At 64.5% G+C, this 19,864-nt stretch carries 15 protein-coding genes and 1 pseudogene; 9 read left to right on the top strand and 7 right to left on the bottom strand.

Annotation, left to right across the window (positions count from 1 at the left end):
- Window positions 1–108: 108 nt before the first annotated feature.
- Window positions 109–1,425: a PAS domain-containing methyl-accepting chemotaxis protein gene (locus GKC70_RS19980; protein WP_342649687.1), complete on the top strand. Its 1,317-nt coding sequence runs from the start codon at window positions 109–111 to the stop codon at window positions 1,423–1,425.
- A 30-nt stretch (window positions 1,426–1,455) separates the two neighbouring features.
- Here the strand turns inward: GKC70_RS19980 and cysZ are convergent, their stop codons facing one another.
- A complete protein-coding gene (cysZ, locus tag GKC70_RS19975) occupies window positions 1,456–2,193 on the bottom strand; it encodes a sulfate transporter CysZ (RefSeq protein WP_295486550.1) in 738 nt (245 codons plus the stop codon).
- Between the two features lie 364 nt (window positions 2,194–2,557).
- On the opposite strand from cysZ, the gene trxB reads away from it, so the two are divergent.
- On the top strand, window positions 2,558–3,520 hold the full coding sequence (gene trxB / locus GKC70_RS19970; protein ID WP_039575324.1) for a thioredoxin-disulfide reductase: 963 nt from the start codon (window positions 2,558–2,560) through the stop codon (window positions 3,518–3,520).
- Window positions 3,521–3,603: 83 nt separating this feature from the next.
- On the opposite strand, the gene nadC is transcribed toward trxB, so the two are convergent.
- Window positions 3,604–4,452 (bottom strand): carboxylating nicotinate-nucleotide diphosphorylase, encoded by an 849-nt coding sequence (gene nadC, locus GKC70_RS19965; protein ID WP_304484718.1) that lies wholly within the window; start codon window positions 4,450–4,452, stop codon window positions 3,604–3,606.
- Between the two features lie 217 nt (window positions 4,453–4,669).
- On the opposite strand from nadC, the gene GKC70_RS19960 reads away from it, so the two are divergent.
- The 3 genes and pseudogenes from GKC70_RS19960 to ampE all read left to right on the top strand — a co-directional run bounded on the left by GKC70_RS19960 (window position 4,670) and on the right by ampE (window position 8,280).
- On the top strand, window positions 4,670–6,811 hold the full coding sequence (locus GKC70_RS19960; RefSeq protein WP_342649686.1) for a DUF1631 domain-containing protein: 2,142 nt from the start codon (window positions 4,670–4,672) through the stop codon (window positions 6,809–6,811).
- Window positions 6,812–6,893: 82 nt separating this feature from the next.
- Window positions 6,894–7,453 (top strand): annotated as a pseudogene (gene ampD, locus GKC70_RS19955) (1,6-anhydro-N-acetylmuramyl-L-alanine amidase AmpD).
- On the top strand, window positions 7,450–8,280 hold the full coding sequence (gene ampE, locus GKC70_RS19950; RefSeq protein ID WP_039575334.1) for a regulatory signaling modulator protein AmpE: 831 nt from the start codon (window positions 7,450–7,452) through the stop codon (window positions 8,278–8,280). The pseudogene ampD and the gene ampE overlap by 4 nt, the downstream one beginning before the upstream one ends.
- Window positions 8,281–8,298: 18 nt before the next feature.
- On the opposite strand, the gene GKC70_RS19945 is transcribed toward ampE, so the two are convergent.
- Window positions 8,299–9,087: a TatD family hydrolase gene (locus GKC70_RS19945; RefSeq protein ID WP_317870740.1), complete on the bottom strand. Its 789-nt coding sequence runs from the start codon at window positions 9,085–9,087 to the stop codon at window positions 8,299–8,301.
- 2 nt (window positions 9,088–9,089) lie between these two features.
- The gene (cra, locus tag GKC70_RS19940; protein WP_342649685.1) at window positions 9,090–10,082 is read right to left on the bottom strand and encodes a catabolite repressor/activator; all 993 of its coding nucleotides are present in this window, start codon (window positions 10,080–10,082) and stop codon (window positions 9,090–9,092) included.
- A gap of 278 nt (window positions 10,083–10,360) precedes the next feature.
- On the opposite strand from cra, the gene ptsP reads away from it, so the two are divergent.
- From ptsP to GKC70_RS19925, 3 genes are read left to right on the top strand one after another with little or no spacing between them, the layout of a single operon-like run.
- A complete protein-coding gene (gene ptsP, locus GKC70_RS19935; protein ID WP_342649684.1) occupies window positions 10,361–13,213 on the top strand; it encodes a phosphoenolpyruvate--protein phosphotransferase in 2,853 nt (950 codons plus the stop codon).
- Window positions 13,214–14,164 (top strand): 1-phosphofructokinase, encoded by a 951-nt coding sequence (gene pfkB / locus GKC70_RS19930; RefSeq protein WP_342649683.1) that lies wholly within the window; start codon window positions 13,214–13,216, stop codon window positions 14,162–14,164.
- Window positions 14,161–15,900 (top strand): PTS fructose-like transporter subunit IIB, encoded by a 1,740-nt coding sequence (locus tag GKC70_RS19925; protein ID WP_342649682.1) that lies wholly within the window; start codon window positions 14,161–14,163, stop codon window positions 15,898–15,900. The genes pfkB and GKC70_RS19925 overlap by 4 nt, the downstream gene beginning before the upstream one ends.
- 7 nt (window positions 15,901–15,907) lie before the next feature.
- Here the strand turns inward: GKC70_RS19925 and GKC70_RS19920 are convergent, their stop codons facing one another.
- Complete coding sequence (locus GKC70_RS19920; protein WP_342649681.1) at window positions 15,908–16,129, bottom strand: DUF3820 family protein; 222 nt, start codon at window positions 16,127–16,129, stop codon at window positions 15,908–15,910.
- A 218-nt stretch (window positions 16,130–16,347) separates the two neighbouring features.
- Here GKC70_RS19920 and GKC70_RS19915 point away from each other — a divergent pair, with 218 nt between their 5' ends.
- The gene (locus tag GKC70_RS19915) at window positions 16,348–16,824 is read left to right on the top strand and encodes a PA2169 family four-helix-bundle protein (RefSeq protein ID WP_342649680.1); all 477 of its coding nucleotides are present in this window, start codon (window positions 16,348–16,350) and stop codon (window positions 16,822–16,824) included.
- Here GKC70_RS19915 and GKC70_RS19910 read toward each other — a convergent pair.
- Both GKC70_RS19910 and GKC70_RS19905 read right to left on the bottom strand, forming a co-directional pair.
- Window positions 16,821–18,320: a sensor domain-containing diguanylate cyclase gene (locus GKC70_RS19910; RefSeq protein ID WP_342649679.1), complete on the bottom strand. Its 1,500-nt coding sequence runs from the start codon at window positions 18,318–18,320 to the stop codon at window positions 16,821–16,823. The two genes, GKC70_RS19915 and GKC70_RS19910, sit on opposite strands and share 4 nt — an antisense overlap.
- A 192-nt stretch (window positions 18,321–18,512) precedes the next feature.
- On the bottom strand, window positions 18,513–19,841 hold the full coding sequence (locus GKC70_RS19905) for an OprD family porin (protein ID WP_342649678.1): 1,329 nt from the start codon (window positions 19,839–19,841) through the stop codon (window positions 18,513–18,515).
- Between the last annotated feature and the right edge of the window lie 23 nt (window positions 19,842–19,864).

The following is a 19,864-nucleotide window of genomic DNA, read 5'->3' as shown; positions in this document are numbered from 1 at the left end:
CCGGCACTTTTTCCGTTCACCATTATTTATTTTTGGGCGGATCAAGACTGTCTGGTTTCAGCCGATGAAGATGCCATTGACGGGTGGGCACGCTCGGGGAGAGCGGTGATGTTCAATAGCAAACTGAAGCAAGAAATCCAGCAACTGCGCGAGGAGCTGCAATCCATCGAGCAGATCAAGAACAGCCTCGACAGCGAAATGCTCGTGCTGCAACTCGACCCCAAAGGGCGCATCGAGTCGGCCAACGGTAATTTCGAGAAGGAGATGCTCTACACCCGCGATCGCCTGATCGGCCGCAATATCGAGGACATCGTTCCCGAGCATGTGAAGTCGCTGGATTTCTATCAGCGCATGAAGACGGCCATCACCCGTGGCGAGCACCTGAACGGCGCCTTCCGCCTGCTGCGTGGCAACGGTGAGGAGGCTTGGCTGCGCTCGATCCTGCAACCGGTCAAGGGCACCGACGGGCGCATCCAGTGCTTCAGCCTGCATTCGAGCGACCTGACGCGTACCATCAAGACGTCGCGTGAGCACGAAAGCCTGATCAAGGCATTGATGCGCTCCACGGCAGTGATCGAGTTCAATCTCGACGGCATCGTGCTCACTGCCAACGACCGTTTCCTGCACGCGATGGGCTACAGCCTCGAGCAGATCCGCGGCAAGCATCACCGCTTGTTCTGCGAACCCGAGGAAGCCAATTCGGCGGCCTACCAGCAATTCTGGGACAAGCTGCGCCGCGGTGAATTCGTGGTCGAGCGCTTCAAGCGCATCGACGCCCACGGGCGGGTGGTCTGGCTGGAGGCGTCTTACAACCCGATCATCGATGCCCATGATGTGCTGTACAAGGTGGTCAAGTTCGCCACCGTGATCACCGATCAGGTGAATCAGGAGATGGCCGTGGCGCGGGCCGCCGACATGGCCTACGGCACCTCCCAGGACACCGATGCCGCCGCGCGCAAGGCGACCGAGGTGGTGACCCAGACCGTCGAGGTGATGCGTGGCCTGGAGCGCTCCATGCAGGAGGCGGCCGAAGGCATTCAGGCGCTGGACAAGCAGTCGAAGGTGATCGGTTCGATCATCAAGACCATCAGCGACATCGCCGGGCAGACCAACCTGCTGGCGCTCAACGCGGCAATCGAAGCAGCGCGCGCTGGCGAGCAGGGCAGGGGCTTTGCCGTGGTCGCCGACGAGGTCCGCCAACTGGCCTCGCGTACCAGCAGCGCCACCGAGGAAATCGCCCGCGTGGTGCAGCAGAACGAGCAGTTGGCCCAGGCGGCGGTGGACATCATCGACACCAGCAAGCGTCAGGCCGAGCAAGGCCTGACACTGGCCGATGAGACCGGCCAGGTGATCGTGGAGATTCAGGATGGGGCGCGGCAAGTGGTCAGCGCGGTGGGGCAGTTTTCCAATCAGTTGACCCACTGACCGCACCACCCCTGGTGAGCGGGCGACGGATCAGCGTGGGCGATCGCGCTCGCGCACCCAAAACACCGTCGCCCCCGCTACTGCCGCCGGCATCATCAAGACGTTCACGCCCGGAACCAACAGCGCCAGGTAGGTGATGCCGCCAAAACCCAGGCTCTGCCAGCGCTTCTGGCGCAGCCAGGCGAGCATGTCCTGCCAGCTCATCTTGTTGTTGTCGGCCGGGTAGTCGATGTACTGGATGGCCATCATCCACACACCGAATACCAGCCACAGCGGCGCGGCGACCACGTTCACCACTGGAATCAGCGACAGGATGAACAGTCCGATGGCCCGTGGCAGGAAGTAGCCGAGCTTGCGCATCTCGCGGCCAAGCGTGCGCGGCACCATGGCCATTAGCTCGCCCCAACTGAACGCCGGAAAGTGGTCTTCGCCGCGTACCACCACTTCCACCTTCTCGGCCAGGAAGCCGTTGAACGGTGCAGCGATGATGTTGGCCAGCAGGGTGAAGGTGAAGAACACCATCAGGACCACCAGCACGACGAACAGTGGCCAGAGAATGTAGGTGAGAAAGCTCAGCCAACTGGGCAGGGTCGGCATCAGTGTGTCGACCCACAGGCTGAACTGATGGCCGGCGAAGTAGATCAGGCCGCCGAACAGCAGGATGTTGATCGCCAGCGGCAGCAGCACGAACAGGCGCAGGCTGGGGCTCAGGACCAGCTTCAGGCCTTCGCGCAGGTACTGCGGGCCGGACAGGACGGGGGCTTGCATCGAAAGGCTCCACGGAAGGGAAAACGCGCTGACCTTACCGAGTTTGCGGCGTCGGCGAAAGACGCGACACTCTCTGTAACAAAGCTGAGCGACAGTACCGGCAACGACGGCGCGTGCGCATAGAGCCTGCCTATGAGGTGGATTGTCGAAGGATATTTCCTTACTCTTTGCCACCTCGCTACAGTGCGTTCACTTTCTTTACGCCACGAAACGCCGCGAGCCCTCTGTGGGAGGTGGCCCCCAGGTTTTCGGACCTGCGCGTAGTAGCCTTCCCCAAGTGCTGCGCAGGTCCTTTTTCATTTCCAGCCGGCTTTGCCGGCACAGCGGTGTCGGCCTGTTCAGGCCGGCTCGACAGGAGCACGCCATGTCCGAAGTTCGTCATTCCCGCGTCATCATCCTCGGTTCCGGTCCTGCCGGTTACAGTGCTGCGGTGTACGCGGCCCGTGCCAACCTCAAGCCGCTGCTGATCACCGGCATGCAGGCCGGCGGCCAGCTGACCACCACCACCGAAGTCGACAACTGGCCGGGCGACCCCCATGGCCTGACCGGCCCTGCGCTGATGCAGCGCATGCAGGAGCACGCGGAGCGTTTCGAGACCGAGATCGTTTTCGATCACATCAATGCCGTCGACCTGGCCAACAAGCCGTTCACCCTGCGCGGTGACAGCGGCACCTACACGTGCGATGCGCTGATCGTCGCCACCGGCGCCAGCGCGCGCTACCTGGGCCTGCCGTCGGAAGAAACCTTCATGGGCAAGGGCGTGTCGGCCTGCGCGACCTGCGACGGTTTCTTCTATCGCAACAAGCCGGTCGCCGTGGTCGGTGGCGGCAACACCGCGGTGGAAGAGGCACTGTACCTGGCCAACATCGCCAGCAAAGTGACCCTGGTGCACCGCCGCGATACCTTCCGCGCCGAGAAGATCCTGATCGACAAGCTGCACGCTCGTGTGGCCGAGGGCAAGATCGAACTCAAGCTCAACGCCACCCTGGACGAAGTGCTCGGCGACAACATGGGCGTGACCGGCGCGCGCCTGAAGAACAACGATGGCAGCAGCGACGAGATCAAGGTCGATGGCGTGTTCATCGCCATCGGTCATACCCCGAACACCTCGCTGTTCGAAGGGCAACTGACGCTCAAGGATGGTTACCTGGTGGTCAGCGGCGGTCGCGAAGGCAATGCCACCGCCACCAATGTCGCCGGTGTGTTCGCGGCGGGCGACGTGGCTGACCATGTGTACCGTCAGGCCATCACGTCGGCGGGCGCCGGCTGCATGGCCGCGCTGGATGTGGAGCGTTATCTGGACGGCCTGGCCAACGCGTCGTTCTGATAGAAGGCGCGGCGCGCAACGCGCCGCGTTTGCGATCGCTGGGCCACGACAGCAGCCCGGCGATCCACCGGAACGGGCCGCAGTTACAGGCTCAATCGCATCGACAGATCCACCGCCTTCACATCCTTGGTCATCGCGCCGATGGAGATGTAGTCCACGCCGGTTTCAGCGATCACCCGCAGTGTACTTTCGTTGACCCCGCCGCTGGCCTCCAGCTTGGCTTTGCCTGCGTTCAGGCGAACGGCTTCACGCATTTCGTCCAGGCTCAGCTCGTCGAGCATCACGATATCTGCGCCCGCTGCCAGCGCCTGATGCAGTTCGTCCAGGCTTTCCACCTCGATTTCCACCGGCTTGCCGGGCGCAATGCGCCGTGCGGCTGCAACGGCTTCGGCCACGCCGCCACAGGCTGCAATGTGGTTCTCCTTGATCAGAAAGGCGTCGAACAGGCCGATGCGGTGGTTGTCGCAACCGCCGCAGGTCACGGCGTACTTCTGTGCCAGGCGCAGGCCGGGCAGGGTCTTGCGGGTATCGAGCAGCCGCACCTGGGTGCCTTCGACCAGGTTGGCCAGAAAGCGTGCGCGGGTCGCCACGCCTGAGAGCATTTGCAGGAAATTCAACGCCGAGCGCTCGCCAGTGAGCAGCGAGCGCGCCGGTCCTTCGAGGTGAAACAGCGCCTGGTCGGCTTCAGCCTGCTCACCGTCGACCACGCGCCAGTGCACGGCTACGCGCGGATCGAGCTGGCGGAACACCGCGTCGACCCAGGCGGTACCGGCGATCACGCAGCGCTCGCGGGTGATGACGGTGGCCTTGGCCAACCGCTCGGCAGGGATCAGCTGGGCGGTGATGTCGCCGCTGCCGACGTCTTCGAGCAGTGCACGGCGCACGTTGGCTTCGATTTCGGCGGTGAGGTCGGCGAGACGTAGGTTCGGCATGGTCGGCTCCACAAGCAAAGTGGCGCCGATTATAGGGCAGGGGACCACGCTTTACAGCCGTGCAAGCCGATGTCGATCACTGTGCACCGGGTCGCGTACTCGGCAGGGCGTGTTGGCAGCTGTCATCTTTTTCATCAATAATGACGCCTTGTATTTGACGTCATCGCTTTGACGAATCGAATTCGACTGTCGATCAATACCCAGCAAGGAGTTCGGGATGCGCGATGAAGGCAGGGTGGGCCCCTTCGGGGTGACCCTCGACAGCAGGCGGCCAGCGCCCTTGCCTGGCCTTCCCATGGTCCTCCTGCAAGTGCGTGACAAAGCCGCGTTGCACTTGCGCCAGGGGCTCCAGGCGTTGTTCGACAACGCCGACGACACCCTCTTCGAGATGGCCGACAAGGCCGGCGGTGGCGATCCGCAGCACCTGTATTTCGAAGCCATGCGCGATCTGCGGCTCAAGCGTAAAAGTATCGAGCGCGCCTTTCTCGACACCCTTCACGACACCTTCCTGCAACTCGGTCAGATCGACCCGCTGGGAAACTTCGACCTGGCCATCGGCAAACCTTCGCGCGAGCGCACCTTGGCAGTGGGGGCGATGGTCGAGCGCGTGCTGGCGCGCGATGGGTTTGCCTTGGAACAACTGAGCCAGCGTTTCACCGCGCTGCTCGACCGGCCCGTGCAGGTGCACGGCAATCCCCTCGGGCCTGCCTGCCTGTGTCGCTATTTTCTCGATGCGGGCCGCGAGCTGGGCGTGGGCCTGCGGGTCAAACTGATCCTGCTGCAACTGTTCGAGCGCTACGTGCTGCGCGATGTCGATGTGCTGTACGCCCAGGCCAACCAATTGCTGGCCGCCGCCGGCGTGCTTGGGCATCTGGCGCCGGGGCCGCGTCGGCGCGTCGAGGATCGGGCGCGGGTCGAACGCTGCGGTCCGACCTCTTTGATTGGCGGGCCTGACCTGGATGCCGACAGCGCCGGACAGACTTTCTTTGCATCGCTGCAGGACCTGCTGGCGCCCCGTCGCGGTCGCCTCGCCCCACGCGTACAGAGCGTGGCGGCGGCACAGGCGATCGGTACTGCGGACCTGTTGCGCCTGCTCACGCACTTGCAGCACTACCTGCCGGAACCGGTCGAGGCCGACGATTTCGACCTCGGCCAGCAACTGGAGCAACTGCTGCTGCGCATTGGCGTACGCAGTGGCACCCGGCGGCGCCTGGCCACGGACGATGAAGACTTGATCAACCTCATCGGACTGTTGTTCGGTCATATCCGTCGCGACGACAACCTGCCCGAAGCCCTGCGGGTGCTGCTGGTCCGTCTGCACCTTCCCCTGCTCAAGGTGGCCTTGCTGGACAAAAGTCTGTTCAGCCGCACCAGTCATCCCGCGCGTCGGCTGCTCAACGAAATAGCCGCCATGGCCATCGACTGGGAGGGCGCCGGCGAGGCGCTGCAGGCGCGGATGGAACGTGTCATCCAGCGCCTGCTCAGCGATTTCGACGACGACCTGCAGGTAGTTAACGATGTGCTCGAGGAGTTCCTGCAGTTCAGCGCAGAAGAGCGTCGGCGCAGCGAGTTGCTGGAACAGCGCACCCGTGATGCCGAACAGGGGCGGGCGCGTGCGTTGCAGGCGCGTCGACAGGTCCAGTTGGAACTCGACCGCCGCTTGCGCGGGCGCCTGGTGCCACGCGTGGTGCAGACCATGCTGATGGAGTGCTGGAGTCAGGTGTTGTTGCTCGCCTGGCTCAAGCATGGCGAGGGTTCGCAAGCCTGGGAGCACGGTCTGACGACACTGGACGCCTTGCTCGAGAGCATCACCGTGCGGCCCCAGCCCCTGGCGCGCCAACGTTTGATCGAGCAGTTGCCCGGCCTGCTCAAGGCCTTGCGCGATGGCCTGGCCGGGGTGGTGCTGGACTCGGCCGTACAACGGGCGTTCTTCATGGAGTTGGAGCGTCTGCACCTGCGCGCTTGCGCCGAGCCCGGTCAATGGCAGGGCGAGATCGACGAGGTCCGGATACGTGAGCCGATCATCCTGGCCATCGCTGAGGAGCCGGCCGGCAGTTGCGTACCGCCGTTGGCGGCGCACAGCCTGCAGTTGCAGCAGGTCAGGCGCCTGCGCCTGGGCACGTGGGTCGAGTTGCATGACGAAGATGAGCCGCTGCGCTGCAAGTTGGTGGCACGCGTCGAAGGGAGCGATCGGCTGGTCTTCGCCAATCGCACCGGCATGAAAGTGCGCGAATGGAGCAGTGCTGGCCTGGCCCTGGCGCTGCGCCGAGGCGAGGCGCGGGTGCTGGATGACGGCTTGCTGTTCGAGCGCGCCTTGGAGGCCGTGCTGGAAGAGCTGCGTTCAGCCGAAGTGCGTTGAGCCGGGGCTATCTTCACATGCACGCGTCATCTGGCCGGGGCATACTGATGCCTTGTTCCCGGCGTCTTTCAGGATCTGCCTCATGCAATTGGACCGCGCCAGCGGCTGGTTCAGCGGTGTCACTCACTGCCCCTCGCCCAATTTCAACGCCCGTCCCTCGGCGAGGCGATCTCCCTGCTGGTGATTCACAACATCAGCTTGCCGCCAGCCTGTTTCGGCACCGGCAAAGTCCAACAGTTCTTTCAGAACCGCCTCGATCCGGCCGAGCATCCTTATTTCGACAGCATCGCGCACCTGACCGTATCGGCACACCTGTTCGTCGAACGCGACGGCGCTGTGACCCAGTTCGTGTCGCTGCTCGACCGCGCCTGGCATGCTGGTGTGTCACGTTTCGACGGCCGTGAAGGCTGCAACGACTTTTCCATCGGCATCGAGCTGGAGGGCACCGATGCGCTGGCCTACACCGATGCCCAGTACGACGCTCTGGTCCAGCTCTCGCGACAGATCCGTCAGCAATGGCCGGCGATCGATCTGGAGCGCATTCAGGGTCACAGCGACATTGCGCCGGGGCGCAAGACCGATCCCGGCCCGGCTTTCGACTGGCGGCGTTACCGCGCCGCGCTGAACGAGGATGCGGTATGAGTTTTCTGGTGTTGGTCCTGATCCTCTGGGTCGAGCAGTTCTCGGCCTGGCGCCATCGTCTGCAGCGAGACGGCTTTTTCCTCGCCGAGCTGGCGCGCCTGGAGCGCCGAGGACGCGTGTCGGCCGACTGGAGCCTGGTGCTGCTGGTGCTGGCGCCCGTGCTGCTGCTGGCATTGCTGCTGTATGTGCTGCAGCCAGTGGCCTATGGCTTGCTGGCGCTGCCGGTGCACCTGCTGGTCCTGCTCTACAGTCTCGGCCGCGGCGATACCAAGGCGGCCCTCGGACCGTTTCGCGATGCCTGGCGTCGCGGCGACGAACAGGCCGCCCTGCATGTGGCCGAGCGCGACCTGGGCCTGGCCGCAGACGACCCGCGCGACCTTCTGGTCCGGGTGCAAGGCAACCTGCTGTGGCAGGCCTACCAGAGCTTTTTCGCGGTGATTTTCTGGTATGTCCTGCTGGGGCCGGCCGCGGCGCTTGGCTACCGGTTGCTCGCCCTGAGCGCCGCCCACGCTCATCAGCCCGCGCTCAAGGCGCGTGCGGTGCAATTGCGTCACCTCATGGACTGGCTACCAGTGCGGGTGCTGGCGCTGAGTTTCGCGCTGGTCGGCAACTTCGTAGCGGTGACCCGGGTGATGCTGCACGAGTTGCTCAACTGGCACCTCAGTGCCGGGCAACTGATCGCTCGCGTAGGCAGGGTGGCCGACGATATTCCTGAGCAGGAAGAGGCGCAGAGCGCACTGGCGCGTCTGGACAGTCTGTGGGAGCTGCTGCTGCGCAGTGCGGTGTTGTGGTATGCCGGGTTCGCCTTGTGGACGGTGCTGCTGTGAGCACTGGGGCGACGCCGGTCAGTCGTCGTGCGGCCAGCCGAACAGCTCGCAGGTGTTGCGGCGGGTAGCGTCGGCCAGCACCTGCGCCTCGACGCCCATGATGTCGGCCAGGGCGCGGGCGATGTCCGGCAGGTGCTCGGGGCTGTTGCGCACGCCTGGGTGCATGACCGGTGCCATGTCCGGCGCGTCCGTTTCCAGGACCAGACTCTCCAGCGGCAGACGCGGCAATGTCTTGCGCAAGCGCAGCGCCTGGGGCCAGGTGGCGGCGCCGCCGAGGCCCAGCTTGAAGCCGAGCTTGATGTACTCACGCGCCTCCTCGGCGCTGCCGGCGAAGGCATGGACGATGCCCGCGCGTGACGGTCTGTAGCGTTTGAGGGTGGCGATCACCTGGGCGTGGCTGCGGCGCACGTGCAGCAAGGCGGGCAGGTCGAAATCGCAGGCCATCTGCAACTGCGCTTCGAACAGCGACTGCTGGCGCGCCTTGTCCAGCGCTGGAAGATAATAGTCCAGCCCGAATTCGCCGACGGCGCACAGGCGCGGATCGCCGTGCAGGCGCTCCAGCCATTGGCGCAATTGCGTCAGGTGTTCCGGGCGATGCTGGGCGAGGTACACCGGATGCAGACCCAGCGCCGCGGGCAGGCGCGTGTCATGGCAGGCCAGGTTCCACACCCGTTGCCAGTTTTGCTGATCAACCCCCAGTACCACCATGCGCTCGATGCCGCGCGCCGTCGCGGTGGCCAGCAGGCGCTCGCGGTCGGCGTCGAAGTCGGGAAAGTCCAGGTGGGTGTGGGTGTCGATCAGGCGCATGCTCAGACCGCAATGCGTTGCTTGAAGGTCCGCGCCACCGCGTGCACCCCTGGCGCATAGCGCTTCTGCTCGATGGCGGCCAGCGCCAGTTCCAGGGCAGTGGCGGCGATCTGCCCGTGCTGCTGCGCCATGGCGTTGACCGGCAGCGGCAGGAAGTCCAGCAGCTGGTTGTCGCCAAAGGTGCCCAACTGCAATTGCCGGGCTTCGCTGCCGCGTGCCTGAAGGGCATCGAATACGCCCTGCAGCAGCACGTACGAGGTGGTGATCAAGGCGTCGGGCAGGCCGCCCAATTCGTCCAGCAGCGCCTGCATCAGTCGCTGACCGCAGGCGCGGCTGAACGCCTCGCCCTCTTGGCGTCGCACCTCGCCCGCGAAGCCCAGCAAGGCGTCGTCGAAGCCCGCCGCACGGGCCTGACTCACCGACAGTTCCGGGCGTGCGCCGATCAGCGCGATGCTGCGCGGCGCGGTGAGCAGCAAGCTGTCGGTGAGCTGGCGGCTTGCATTGTGGTCGTCGCTGATCACCGAGCAGAAATGCTCGGGGTCCAGGCAGCGGTCGATGGCGATCACCGGCAGGCCCTTGGCCTGCATCTCGCGGTAGCTGTCGTCCTCGGCCGGCAGGCAACTGGCGACGAACAGCGCGTCGCAGCGGCGGGCGCGGAACAACTGCTGCAACTGACGTTCGCTCTCGGGCTGATCGTCGCTGCTGGCAATCAGCAACTGATAGCCACGGGCACGCGCGCCTTGCTCCAGTTGCTTGGCGATGCGCGCATAGCTGGGGTTTTCCAGGTCCGGCAAGATGAAGCCGAGGGTCCGCGTGTGACGGCTGCGCAGGCCGGCAGCCTGGGGATTGGGTGTGAAGTCATGGGCTGCGACGACGGCGCGCACCCGCTCGACGGTGGCGCTGCTGATGCGCTGCTGTTCGGCCTTGCCGTTGATGACATAGCTGGCAGTGGTCACGGAGACACCGGCCAGACGTGCGATATCGCTGAGTTTCACCGCATTTTCCTTGTTATTACCGAGGCAGTCGGAGACGCGTGGTGAGGTAGTCTTACCCGCAATTGTGTCCAAGTGCAGGCGACCATTGTCGCAATTGTTCCGACAAACTGGGGCTTTTTCCCACGCAGATTATCGAGTAACGTGGCGGCCTGGTCAGATTAAACGTTTCAGCATCCATTAATTGGGGTCTGCCCTGAAAGCCCTAGGATGAAAAATACGTTGAATCCCACAACAATAACCTCAGTTCCCGACTGCGGGTACTGCAAAAGGAGAGGGTCATGCTCGAGCTCGCCAATGAGCAGATAGCCATGGGCCAGGTGGCCGTCGACAAAGCGTCGGCGCTGCGCCTGCTCGCGGACCGGTTGGTCGCCGATGGTCTGGTCGCCGAGGGATACCTCGACGGGTTGCAGGCCCGCGAGGCGCAAGGTTCCACCTTTCTCGGTCAGGGCATCGCCATTCCCCATGGCACGCCGCAGACCCGCGACCTGGTGTTCGCCACCGGTGTACGTCTCTTGCAGTTTCCCGACGGCGTCGACTGGGGCGACGGTCAGATCGTCTACCTTGCCATCGGCATCGCCGCGCGCTCGGACGAGCACCTGCGCCTGCTGCAACTGCTCACCCGTGCCCTGGGTGAAACCGACCTGGCCGAGGCGCTGCGACGCGCCAGTTCCGCCGACGCGCTGCTCAAGCTGTTGCAGGGCGCACCACGCGAACTGGAACTAGACGCCCAACTGATCAGCCTGAACCTGCCCGCCGACGACTTTGACGAACTGGCCTGGCGCGGCGCTCGCCTGCTACAACGCGCAGGGTGTGTGGACAGTGGCTTTGCCGCCCTGCTGCAACAGGCCGAGCCGCTGCCGCTGGGCGAGGGCTTGTGGTGGTTGCACAGCGAGCGCGAGGTGCTGCAACCGGGGTTGGCCTTCGTGACCCCGCAGCAGCCCTTGCGCCACCGCGACCAACCGCTCAATGGCCTGTTCTGCCTGGCCAGCCTGGGCGCTGCACACCAGGCGTTGCTCGAGCGCCTGTGCCAGGTGCTCATCGAAGGTCGGGGTCAGACCCTCTACCAGGCCACCAGCAGCCGTGATGTGCTTCAGGTCCTGGGCGGCGAGGTGCCAGCCGATTGGCCCAGTGTCCGGGTGATGCTGGCCAACCCTCACGGTTTGCATGCGCGCCCCGCCAAGGTACTGGCGCAGTTGGCCAAAGGGTTCGACGGCGAGATCCGTATCCGTGTCACCGACAGCGGTCAGGCTGGCGTTTCGGTCAAGAGCCTGAGCCGCCTGTTGTCCCTGGGCGCCCGCCGGGGACAGGAACTGGAGCTGATCGCCGAGCCGAGCATCGCCGCCGACGCGCTGCCGGTGCTGCTGGCGGCCATCAAGCAAGGCCTGGGCGAGGACGTCGAGCCGCTGCCGAGCACGCCTGAGCTTGCCCAGCAGCCCGTACCTGAAACCCTCCAGGCGCCGCTGCCGGGCACTCAAGTGCAGGGTGTCGGTGCGGCGCCGGGTATCGCCAGTGGCCCGGCCCACGTGCGCGTCGAACGCGAGATCGACTACCCACTGCGCGGCGAATCCTGCGCCCAGGAGCGCGCGCGTCTGCGCGCTGCCTTGGCTGCGGTTAACGATGAGTTGCAGGCGCTGGTACAGCGCAGCGACAAGGCCATCGCGGAGATTTTCGTCACCCACCAGGAAATGCTCGCCGATCCGGCCCTGACCGACGAAGTGGACCAGCGCCTGACCCAGGGTGAAAGCGCCGCAGCGGCCTGGATGACGGTGATCGAGGTTGCCGCCAGTCAGCAGGAAGCCCTGCGCGATGCGTTGCTGGCCGAGCGCGCCGCCGACCTGCGCGATGTCGGTCGGCGGGTGCTGGCCCAGTTGTGCGGCGTGACCGAGCAGGCCGAGCCGCAGCAGCCCTACGTGCTGGTCATGGCCGAAGTCGGGCCGTCCGACGTGGCGCGCCTGGACCCGCAGCGGGTCGCCGGTATCGTCACCGCCCATGGCGGCGCTACCGCCCACAGCGCCATTGTCGCCCGCGCCCTGGGCATTCCTGCCGTGGTCGGTGCGGGCGCAGCGATCCTGTTGCTCGAGCCCGGCACGGCATTGCTCCTCGATGGCCAGCGCGGCAAGGTCAGCGTGGCGCCGCCGGCCGACGAGTTGCAGCGTGCGCTGGCCGAGCGCGACCAGCGCGAACAACGCTTGCAGGCGGCCTGGAGTCAGCGGCACGCGCCGGCAGTGACCCGTGACGGCCATGCCCTCGAAGTGTTCGCCAACATCGGCGACAGCAGCAGCATCGACAAAGTGGTCGAACAGGGCGCCGAAGGCGTCGGTCTGCTGCGCACCGAACTGATCTTCATGGCCCATCCGCAAGTACCGGACGTGGCCACCCAGGAAGCCGAGTACCGCCGTGTGCTCGATGGCCTGCAAGGGCGTCCCCTGGTGGTGCGCACCCTCGATGTGGGGGGCGACAAGCCGCTGCCGTACTGGCCCATCGCCGCCGAGGACAATCCGTTTCTAGGCGTGCGCGGGGTGCGCTTGACCCTGCAGCGTCCGCAGGTGATGGAAGACCAGTTGCGCGCACTGCTGCAGGCCGCTGACGACCGACCGCTGCGCATCATGTTCCCGATGGTCGGGCAGATGCACGAATGGCGAGCGGCCAAGGCCATGGTCGAGCGCCTGCGCCAGGACATCCCAGTGGCCGACCTGCAGGTGGGCATCATGATCGAAGTGCCCTCGGCGGCGCTGCTGGCCCCGCAACTGGCTCGCGAAGTGGATTTCTTCAGCATCGGCACCAACGACCTGACCCAGTACACCCTGGCCATCGACCGAGGCCATTCGAGCCTGTCGGCCCAGGCTGATGGCCTGCACCCGGCCGTGCTGCAACTGATCGACATGACCGTGCGCGCCGCCCATGCCGAAGGCAAGTGGGTGGGCGTGTGCGGCGAGCTGGCCGCCGACCCGCAAGCGGTGTCGGTGCTGCTGGGGCTGGCGGTCGATGAACTCAGCGTTTCGCCGCGCAGCATCGCCGAAGTCAAGGCCTTGGTCCGCCAGGCCGATTACTCGACGGCCTGCGCCCTGGCGCGCGAGGCCTTGCAACAAGACAGCGCCGAGGCAGTACGGGCGCTGGTGGAGCGTTATTGAATGGCCAAGATTCTCACCCTGACCCTCAACCCGGCGCTGGACCTCACCGTCAGCGTCGAGCGCCTGCGCATCGGTGCGGTCAATCGCGCCACGGAGCAGCGTTGCCACGCTGCTGGCAAGGGCCTGAACGTGGCCCAGGTGCTGGCTGATCTCGGCCACCAGATCACCGTCGCCGGCTTTCTTGGGCGCGACAATCCGCAGCCTTTCGAGGCGCTGATCGCCCAGCGCGGTTTTGTCGACGCGTTTGTACGCGTGGACGGTGAAACCCGCACCAACCTCAAGTTGGTCGAAGCGCACGGGCAAGTCACCGACGTCAATGGGCAAGGACCGCAGGTGGATGCAACTGCCCAGGCCGAGTTGCTCGAACGCCTGGCTGCGCTGGCGGGCGAACATGCGCTGGTGGTGGTGGCTGGCAGTCTGCCGCGGGGTATCAGCCCGCAGTGGTTCACTCACCTGCTGGAGCAACTGAAGTCGCAAGGGCTGAAGGTGGTGCTGGACACCAGCGGCGAGGCTCTGCGTGCCGGTCTTCAGGCAGCGCCCTGGCTGATCAAACCCAACACCGACGAGTTGGCTGAACTGACGGGCAGTGGCGTCGAAGACTTCATCGCTCAGCAGACGGCGGCCCAGCGTCTGCTCGACAGCGGCGTCGGCCACGTGGTGGTGTCCCAGGGCGCCCAAGGCGTGAACTGGTTCAGCGCCGAGCGCACCCTGCATGCCCAGCCGCCCAAGGTCAGCGTCGCCAGTACCGTGGGCGCGGGCGACTCGCTGGTCGCCGGTATGGTGCACGGGCTGCTACTGGGCGAAGACGCCGGCCAGACCCTGTGCCGCGCCACCGCCATCGCCGCCCAGGCGGTGACCCAGGTTGGCTTCGGGATCACTGATCGCGAGCAACTCGCGCAGTTGGAGGCCGCCGTGCAACTGACCGAACAACAACAAGAGGCTCGCCGATGAACATCGCGATCGTCACCGCCTGCCCGAATGGCCAGGTGTCGAGTGTATTGAGTGCGCGCCTGCTGGCGGCGGCAGCGCAGCGTCGAGGCTGGAGCACCAGCGTCGAGGTGTGGGATGCCGACCATCCCGAGCGACGCCTGAGTGCGGCGCAGATCGCCGAGGCTGACTGGGTGCTGGTGGTCAGCACCGGGACCGTGGACCTGAGCCGCTTCGTCGGCAAGCGCCTGTTCCAGAGCACGCCGGCCCAGGCCCTGGCAGACCGGGAAAACTTCCTCGACGACGCGGCGGCCAAGGCCCAGGTGCTGGAGCACAGCGTCGCTGCCGAGCCTGCGCACGTCCATGCCGCGCCGCGTATCGTCGCCGTCACCGCCTGCCCGACTGGCGTGGCGCACACCTTCATGGCTGCCGAAGCGCTGCAGCAAGCGGCGCGCGACCTGGGCTACGACTTCAATGTCGAGACCCAAGGCTCGGTCGGTGCACGCAATCCGCTGTCGGCCGAGGCCATCGCACAGGCCGACGTGGTGCTGTTGGCCGCCGACATCGAAGTGCCCACCGCGCGCTTTGCCGGCAAGCGCATCTATCGCTGCGGCACCGGTATCGCCTTGAAGCAGTCACGCACCACGTTGGACAAGGCGTTGGCCGAGGGGCGTGTCGAGACGGCCGACGCCGCCAGCGCCCAGGCGCCGGCCAAGGGCGAGAAGGCTGGGGTGTACAAGCATTTGCTGACGGGCGTGTCGTTCATGCTGCCGATGGTGGTGGCCGGTGGTCTGTTGATCGCCTTGTCGTTCGTCTTCGGCATCGAAGCCTACAAAGAGGCAGGCACCTTGCCTGCCGCGCTGATGCAGATCGGCGGCGAAGCGGCGTTCAAGCTGATGGTGCCGATGCTGGCCGGCTACATTGCCTGGTCCATCGCCGACCGTCCGGGCCTGGCGCCGGGCATGATCGGTGGGCTGCTGGCTAGCACCCTGGGGGCCGGCTTCATCGGCGGTATCGTCGCCGGCTTCCTGGCCGGTTACAGCGCCAAGGCGATCAGTCGCTGGGCGCGCCTGCCCAGCAGCCTGGAAGCGCTCAAACCGATTCTGATCATTCCGTTGCTGGCCAGCCTGTTCACAGGCCTGGTGATGATCTACGTGGTCGGTCATCCGGTGGCGGCAATGCTCGAAGGGCTGACGCGCTTTCTCGACAGCATGGGCACCACCAACGCCATCCTGCTCGGCCTGCTGCTGGGCGGCATGATGTGCGTGGACTTGGGCGGGCCGATCAACAAAGCGGCCTATGCCTTCTCGGTCGGGCTGCTGGCCTCGTCCAGCTACGCGCCAATGGCCGCGACCATGGCGGCGGGCATGGTGCCGCCGATCGGCCTGGGCCTGGCGACCTTCCTGGCGCGTCGCAAGTTCGCCCAGAGCGAGCGCGAGGCGGGCAAGGCGGCGTTGGTTCTGGGGTTGTGCTTCATTTCCGAAGGGGCGATCCCGTTCGCGGCCAAAGACCCGTTGCGGGTGATCCCGGCGAGCATCGCCGGCGGCGCGCTGACCGGTGCGCTGTCGATGTACTTCGGCTGCAAGCTCATGGCGCCGCACGGCGGGTTGTTCGTGCTGCTGATTCCCAACGCGATCAACCATGCCCTGCTGTACCTGCTGGCGATCGTGGCCGGCAGTGTGGTGACGGCCGTGGTCTATGCGCTGCTCAAGAAGCGTGAACAAGCGGAGTTGGTGGTGGCGCCTGCGTCGGTCAACTGACCGACATTCAACCGCGCCGTTTGGCGCGCAACGGCGTCAAGAGATCGCCCAGACCGTTGTGGTCGATCTCGTGCATCAAGGCCAGCAGCCCGCCCAGTTCCCCGGGCGGGAAGCCTTTGCGGGCGAACCAGGCCAGGTAGTCACCTGGCAGGTCGGCGATGAGTCGGCCTTGATACTTGCCGAATGGCATCGAGCGAGTGATCAGTAGTTGCAAGAGTTCGGGGTTCATCTTTCTTACGGTCCTTTGTGTGGAAAGCTGACCATACAGCAGTTGATTCACCCTGCAATCTGCACGAGCCCCTAAGCGGCGATCATGCAGAACGCTGCAGTCGCGAAATCAGCCTTTAATTTCAACTTATTGAAATTAAAGGATTTATTTTTATCGTTCGACTTGGCACGAAGGCTGCTCTCTTCTTGGGGGACTATCACCTGCCAAGGAGTTACGCCATGAGCAACCCGAACAAAGACGTGATCGACGTACTGAACGACCTGATCGAGTACAGCAAAGACGGCGAGAAGGGTTTCAAGGAATCGGCCGATGATGTCAAAAATCCTCAACTGAAGGCATTCTTCAAACAACGCGAAACGGACTGCGCCCAGGCTGCACGCGAGCTGCAAGCCGAGGTGCGTCACCTGGGCGGGGATCCGGAAACCTCCACCAGCTTCAGCGGCGACCTTCACCGTGGTTGGCTGAACATGAAATCGATGTTCACCGGCAAAGACGAAGAGGCGGTACTGAACACCGTTGAAGACGGCGAAGATCATGCGCTGAAGGCTTATAAAAAGGCTCGCGAGAAATTGGCCAAAATCAACACTCCCGACGCACTGAAAGCGCGGAATTTGGTGGATGGCCAGTTGCAAGGCGTGCAGCGTAATCACGACCAAGTCAAGACTTTGCGCAATGCTGCCCGCGCCAAGTCTTAAATAGCGGGTCCCTCTACCCGGTTGCGGCCATTGGCTTTGGCCCGGTAGAGCGCTTCATCGGCGGCACCCAGCACCCTGGTCAGGTCGTGCTGGGTGCCGGCTTCATGTAGGCCGATGCCGATACTCACGGTGATCGGTCGCTCGTCGCCGCCGAAAGGGGGCAACGCCTCCACGCTCAGGCGGATACGTTCAGCCAACAGCCGCGCACCGGCCAATTCAGTTTCTGGCAACACCACCTGAAACTCCTCACCCCCATACCGCGCTGCCAGGTCTGCCGGACGGCGGATGCTCAACTCTATAGTGCGCGCCACCTCACGCAGGGCATGGTCGCCACCGGCGTGACCATGGCGCTGGTTGAACGCCTTGAAATGATCCACATCGACCATCAGCACCGCCAACGGCGTGCGGTTGCGCTGGGCACGAGCCCATTCCTGACGCAGCACCTGATCCAGCCGCCTGCGGTTGGCCAGGCCGGTCAAGCTATCGGTGGCGGCCAGGGTGGCAAGGCCTTGCTCGGCATGATGGCGGCGGCGCAATTCGCGTCCTAGCAGCAGCGTGAGCCAGAGAATGCCCAGGCACAGCACGCCGGTGGCCAAGCCGACGATGATCGCCGTACGCCGCCAAGCCTGGAAGACTTCGCTGGAGGAGTGCGCCACCAGTACGATCAAGGGCAGATCGCCTACACGGGCGAAGGTGTACATGCGCTGTTCGTCGAACAATGCCGAATGGGCGCTGAAGCTGCCGCTGTGCTCTTGCAGGATGCGCTGGAAATTCGGTTGCTGGCTGAAGTCGCCGCCGATGGCCGGTTGTCCAGGCCCCAGGGGCTCTCGTGCAAGCAAGTGCCCGCTGGTGTTGAGCAGGTTGATGCTGCTGTGCTCGCCGATGTCCAGGCGCTGGAACAATTCGCTGAAGTACGACAGGCGCAGAGCGCCGGTCGCCAGGCCCGCGAACTCGCCATTGGCGCCTGAAATGCGTCGGCTGAAACTGATGCACCAATCCAGATCGCCCAGCCTGGCCTTGAACGGCGGCCCGATGAGCAGCCCGAGGTTGGGGTAGTCGCGATGCGCCTTGAACACGCCGGTATCAGCGAAATTGGCTTTGCGCGGGACCAGGCTGGTGGAGTCTCCGACCACATTGCCTTGCTCGTCCAGCCACAGCACATCGCCACGGCTCTGATCGACCAGCGCCGGGTTGAACAGCAGCCGATGCCGCATGGTACTCGGCACTTGCGCCAGATCCTTGCGTCCCACCGCCCAGATGAGCTCCTTGAGCGACTGGTCGTAGAGCTCCGCGTTATTAAGGATATCGCTCTCGATCAACTGGACGATGTTGCTCGACGCGCGGATCGACGATTGCTCGACGCTGTCCCGTTCACGGCCCAGCAAGTAACTGACGATGCCGACTATCGCGAGCACGGCGAGGCAACTGCCCAGATTGAGGATCAGCTCGGGGTGAGGCCTGGAGAGGGTGGGGCGCGGGATTCGAGTGTGCGACATCAGGCTCGCGACTGCATAAGCCCCTCTTGCCGTGAGGGTCGGGCTATCAAGCGGCGGCGACAGTGTAGGCAAGTGGCTATTGTCGGACAAGACAGTCTGTCGCAAATGCGCGCTTCATGCGCGCCAGGCGAGTCGCGCTGGGCGAACCGGATGAGGTGTCCGCCCGTTTGCCCGTTTGCCCGTTAGACAGTCCTAGAACACGGCGAGCGGGTAGTCGACGATCAGACGGATCTCGTCGTTGTCGTTGTCCACCGCCGAGTAGCCTCGGCTGCCCCGGTGGCTGGCATAGCGCAGCAGTAGCGAGAGGTCCTTGAACTGGCCTTCCTGGAATACGTATTTAACGTCCAGATCGCGCTCCCAGTGACGTGCATCCTTGCCCTCGGCGTTGTACCACTGGCCGTAGCCGACGCTCTCCGGATTGGCCCGAGTGAGGTCCAGTTTGCCTCGCGAATACGACAGCGAAGCGCTGAGCCCTGGCAGTCCGAGCCCGGCAAAATCATAGTCATATTGCAGTTTCCATGAACGCTCGCCCGGCCCATTGAAGTCCGAATACATGCGCGAGTTATCCAGGAAGATGCTGTCGCCTTGGTTGATGTAGTCGAAGGGCGTGTTGCCGTTGACCTGCTGGTAGGCCGTGGTGACGCTGTGGTATCCGCTTGCCACGGTGAAATGCAGGCTGTAGGTCGTGTTGTTGATCTTGCCCAATTTGGCCTGACCGGTGTCCTGGGTGCGATAGAGGTGCACGCCGGGGTTCAGGCTGAGGCTGTCGTTAACCACATAGGTGTAGTCCAAGTCGGCGTAGTACTGGTGCCAGATGTCCTTGAGTTCGGCGGCATAGAGGTTGGCGGTGAGGTGCGGGCTGTCGCTCCAGGCAGCGCCAGCCCAAGACAGGTACTGGCTATGCTGATCGTCCGCACGCTGGCTGTAGTTGGTGTCGATACGTCGATGGCCGCTCTGGTTGTACGGCTTGGTGAAACTGACTCGCCCGCCTTCGAGCAGCAGCCCGTCGAGGCTGGTGTTACGTAGCGTCACGCCGCGGAAGGTCTGCGCCAGCAGGTAACTTTCGCCACCCGCAATCACCGGGTTTGAGATAAACAGGTCGCCTGCCTTGAGTTCGGTATCGAACCCTGTGAGCTTCACTGCTGCGCCCGCACTTGAGAAGTGGGCTGGCGCGGCACCCAACGCGTCTTCGTTCTTTTGCCGCGTAGGCAGCAGATCGGTGCCGGCATGTCCGCCGCCGCCGTCGAGTTTCACACCGAGCATGCCGTAGGCGTCGACGCCCACACCAATGAGTCCGGGCGTATAACCCGACTCAAAGCGGGCAATCGCCCCTTGTGCCCATTCGCGATTGTCCCGCACGCCACGGTCGAGCTGGTTGCGGTGGTAATAGGCATTGCGAAAATGCAGGTTCAGCGATGAGCCCTCGACGAAACCCGCGACGTGTTCTTCGGCATGACTGTGGTGCGAAATCATTGCGCAAAGTGCAATGAATAGAGGCGTCAGACGGAAAGTGAAAGGCATTGATGACTGCTCCTTTGCTCGAA

Source organism: Pseudomonas sp. REB1044 (assembly GCF_038813925.1).
Taxonomy (GTDB): Bacteria; Pseudomonadota; Gammaproteobacteria; order Pseudomonadales; family Pseudomonadaceae; genus Aquipseudomonas; species Aquipseudomonas boreofloridensis.
This window is presented reverse-complemented; position numbering and strand designations above follow the sequence as displayed.

What these genes read in the sequence shown, in the direction of transcription:
- GKC70_RS19980 (WP_342649687.1), top strand. Translation starts at nt 109, where the DNA reads ATGTTCAATAGCAAACTGAAGCAAGAAATCCAGCAACTGCGCGAGGAG.
- cysZ (WP_295486550.1), bottom strand. Translation starts at nt 2,193, where the DNA reads ATGCAAGCCCCCGTCCTGTCCGGCCCGCAGTACCTGCGCGAAGGCCTG.
- trxB (WP_039575324.1), top strand. Translation starts at nt 2,558, where the DNA reads ATGTCCGAAGTTCGTCATTCCCGCGTCATCATCCTCGGTTCCGGTCCT.
- nadC (WP_304484718.1), bottom strand. Translation starts at nt 4,452, where the DNA reads ATGCCGAACCTACGTCTCGCCGACCTCACCGCCGAAATCGAAGCCAAC.
- GKC70_RS19960 (WP_342649686.1), top strand. Translation starts at nt 4,670, where the DNA reads ATGCGCGATGAAGGCAGGGTGGGCCCCTTCGGGGTGACCCTCGACAGC.
- ampE (WP_039575334.1), top strand. Translation starts at nt 7,450, where the DNA reads ATGAGTTTTCTGGTGTTGGTCCTGATCCTCTGGGTCGAGCAGTTCTCG.
- GKC70_RS19945 (WP_317870740.1), bottom strand. Translation starts at nt 9,087, where the DNA reads ATGCGCCTGATCGACACCCACACCCACCTGGACTTTCCCGACTTCGAC.
- ptsP (WP_342649684.1), top strand. Translation starts at nt 10,361, where the DNA reads ATGCTCGAGCTCGCCAATGAGCAGATAGCCATGGGCCAGGTGGCCGTC.
- pfkB (WP_342649683.1), top strand. Translation starts at nt 13,214, where the DNA reads ATGGCCAAGATTCTCACCCTGACCCTCAACCCGGCGCTGGACCTCACC.
- GKC70_RS19925 (WP_342649682.1), top strand. Translation starts at nt 14,161, where the DNA reads ATGAACATCGCGATCGTCACCGCCTGCCCGAATGGCCAGGTGTCGAGT.
- GKC70_RS19920 (WP_342649681.1), bottom strand. Translation starts at nt 16,129, where the DNA reads ATGAACCCCGAACTCTTGCAACTACTGATCACTCGCTCGATGCCATTC.
- GKC70_RS19915 (WP_342649680.1), top strand. Translation starts at nt 16,348, where the DNA reads ATGAGCAACCCGAACAAAGACGTGATCGACGTACTGAACGACCTGATC.
- GKC70_RS19910 (WP_342649679.1), bottom strand. Translation starts at nt 18,320, where the DNA reads ATGTCGCACACTCGAATCCCGCGCCCCACCCTCTCCAGGCCTCACCCC.
- GKC70_RS19905 (WP_342649678.1), bottom strand. Translation starts at nt 19,841, where the DNA reads ATGCCTTTCACTTTCCGTCTGACGCCTCTATTCATTGCACTTTGCGCA.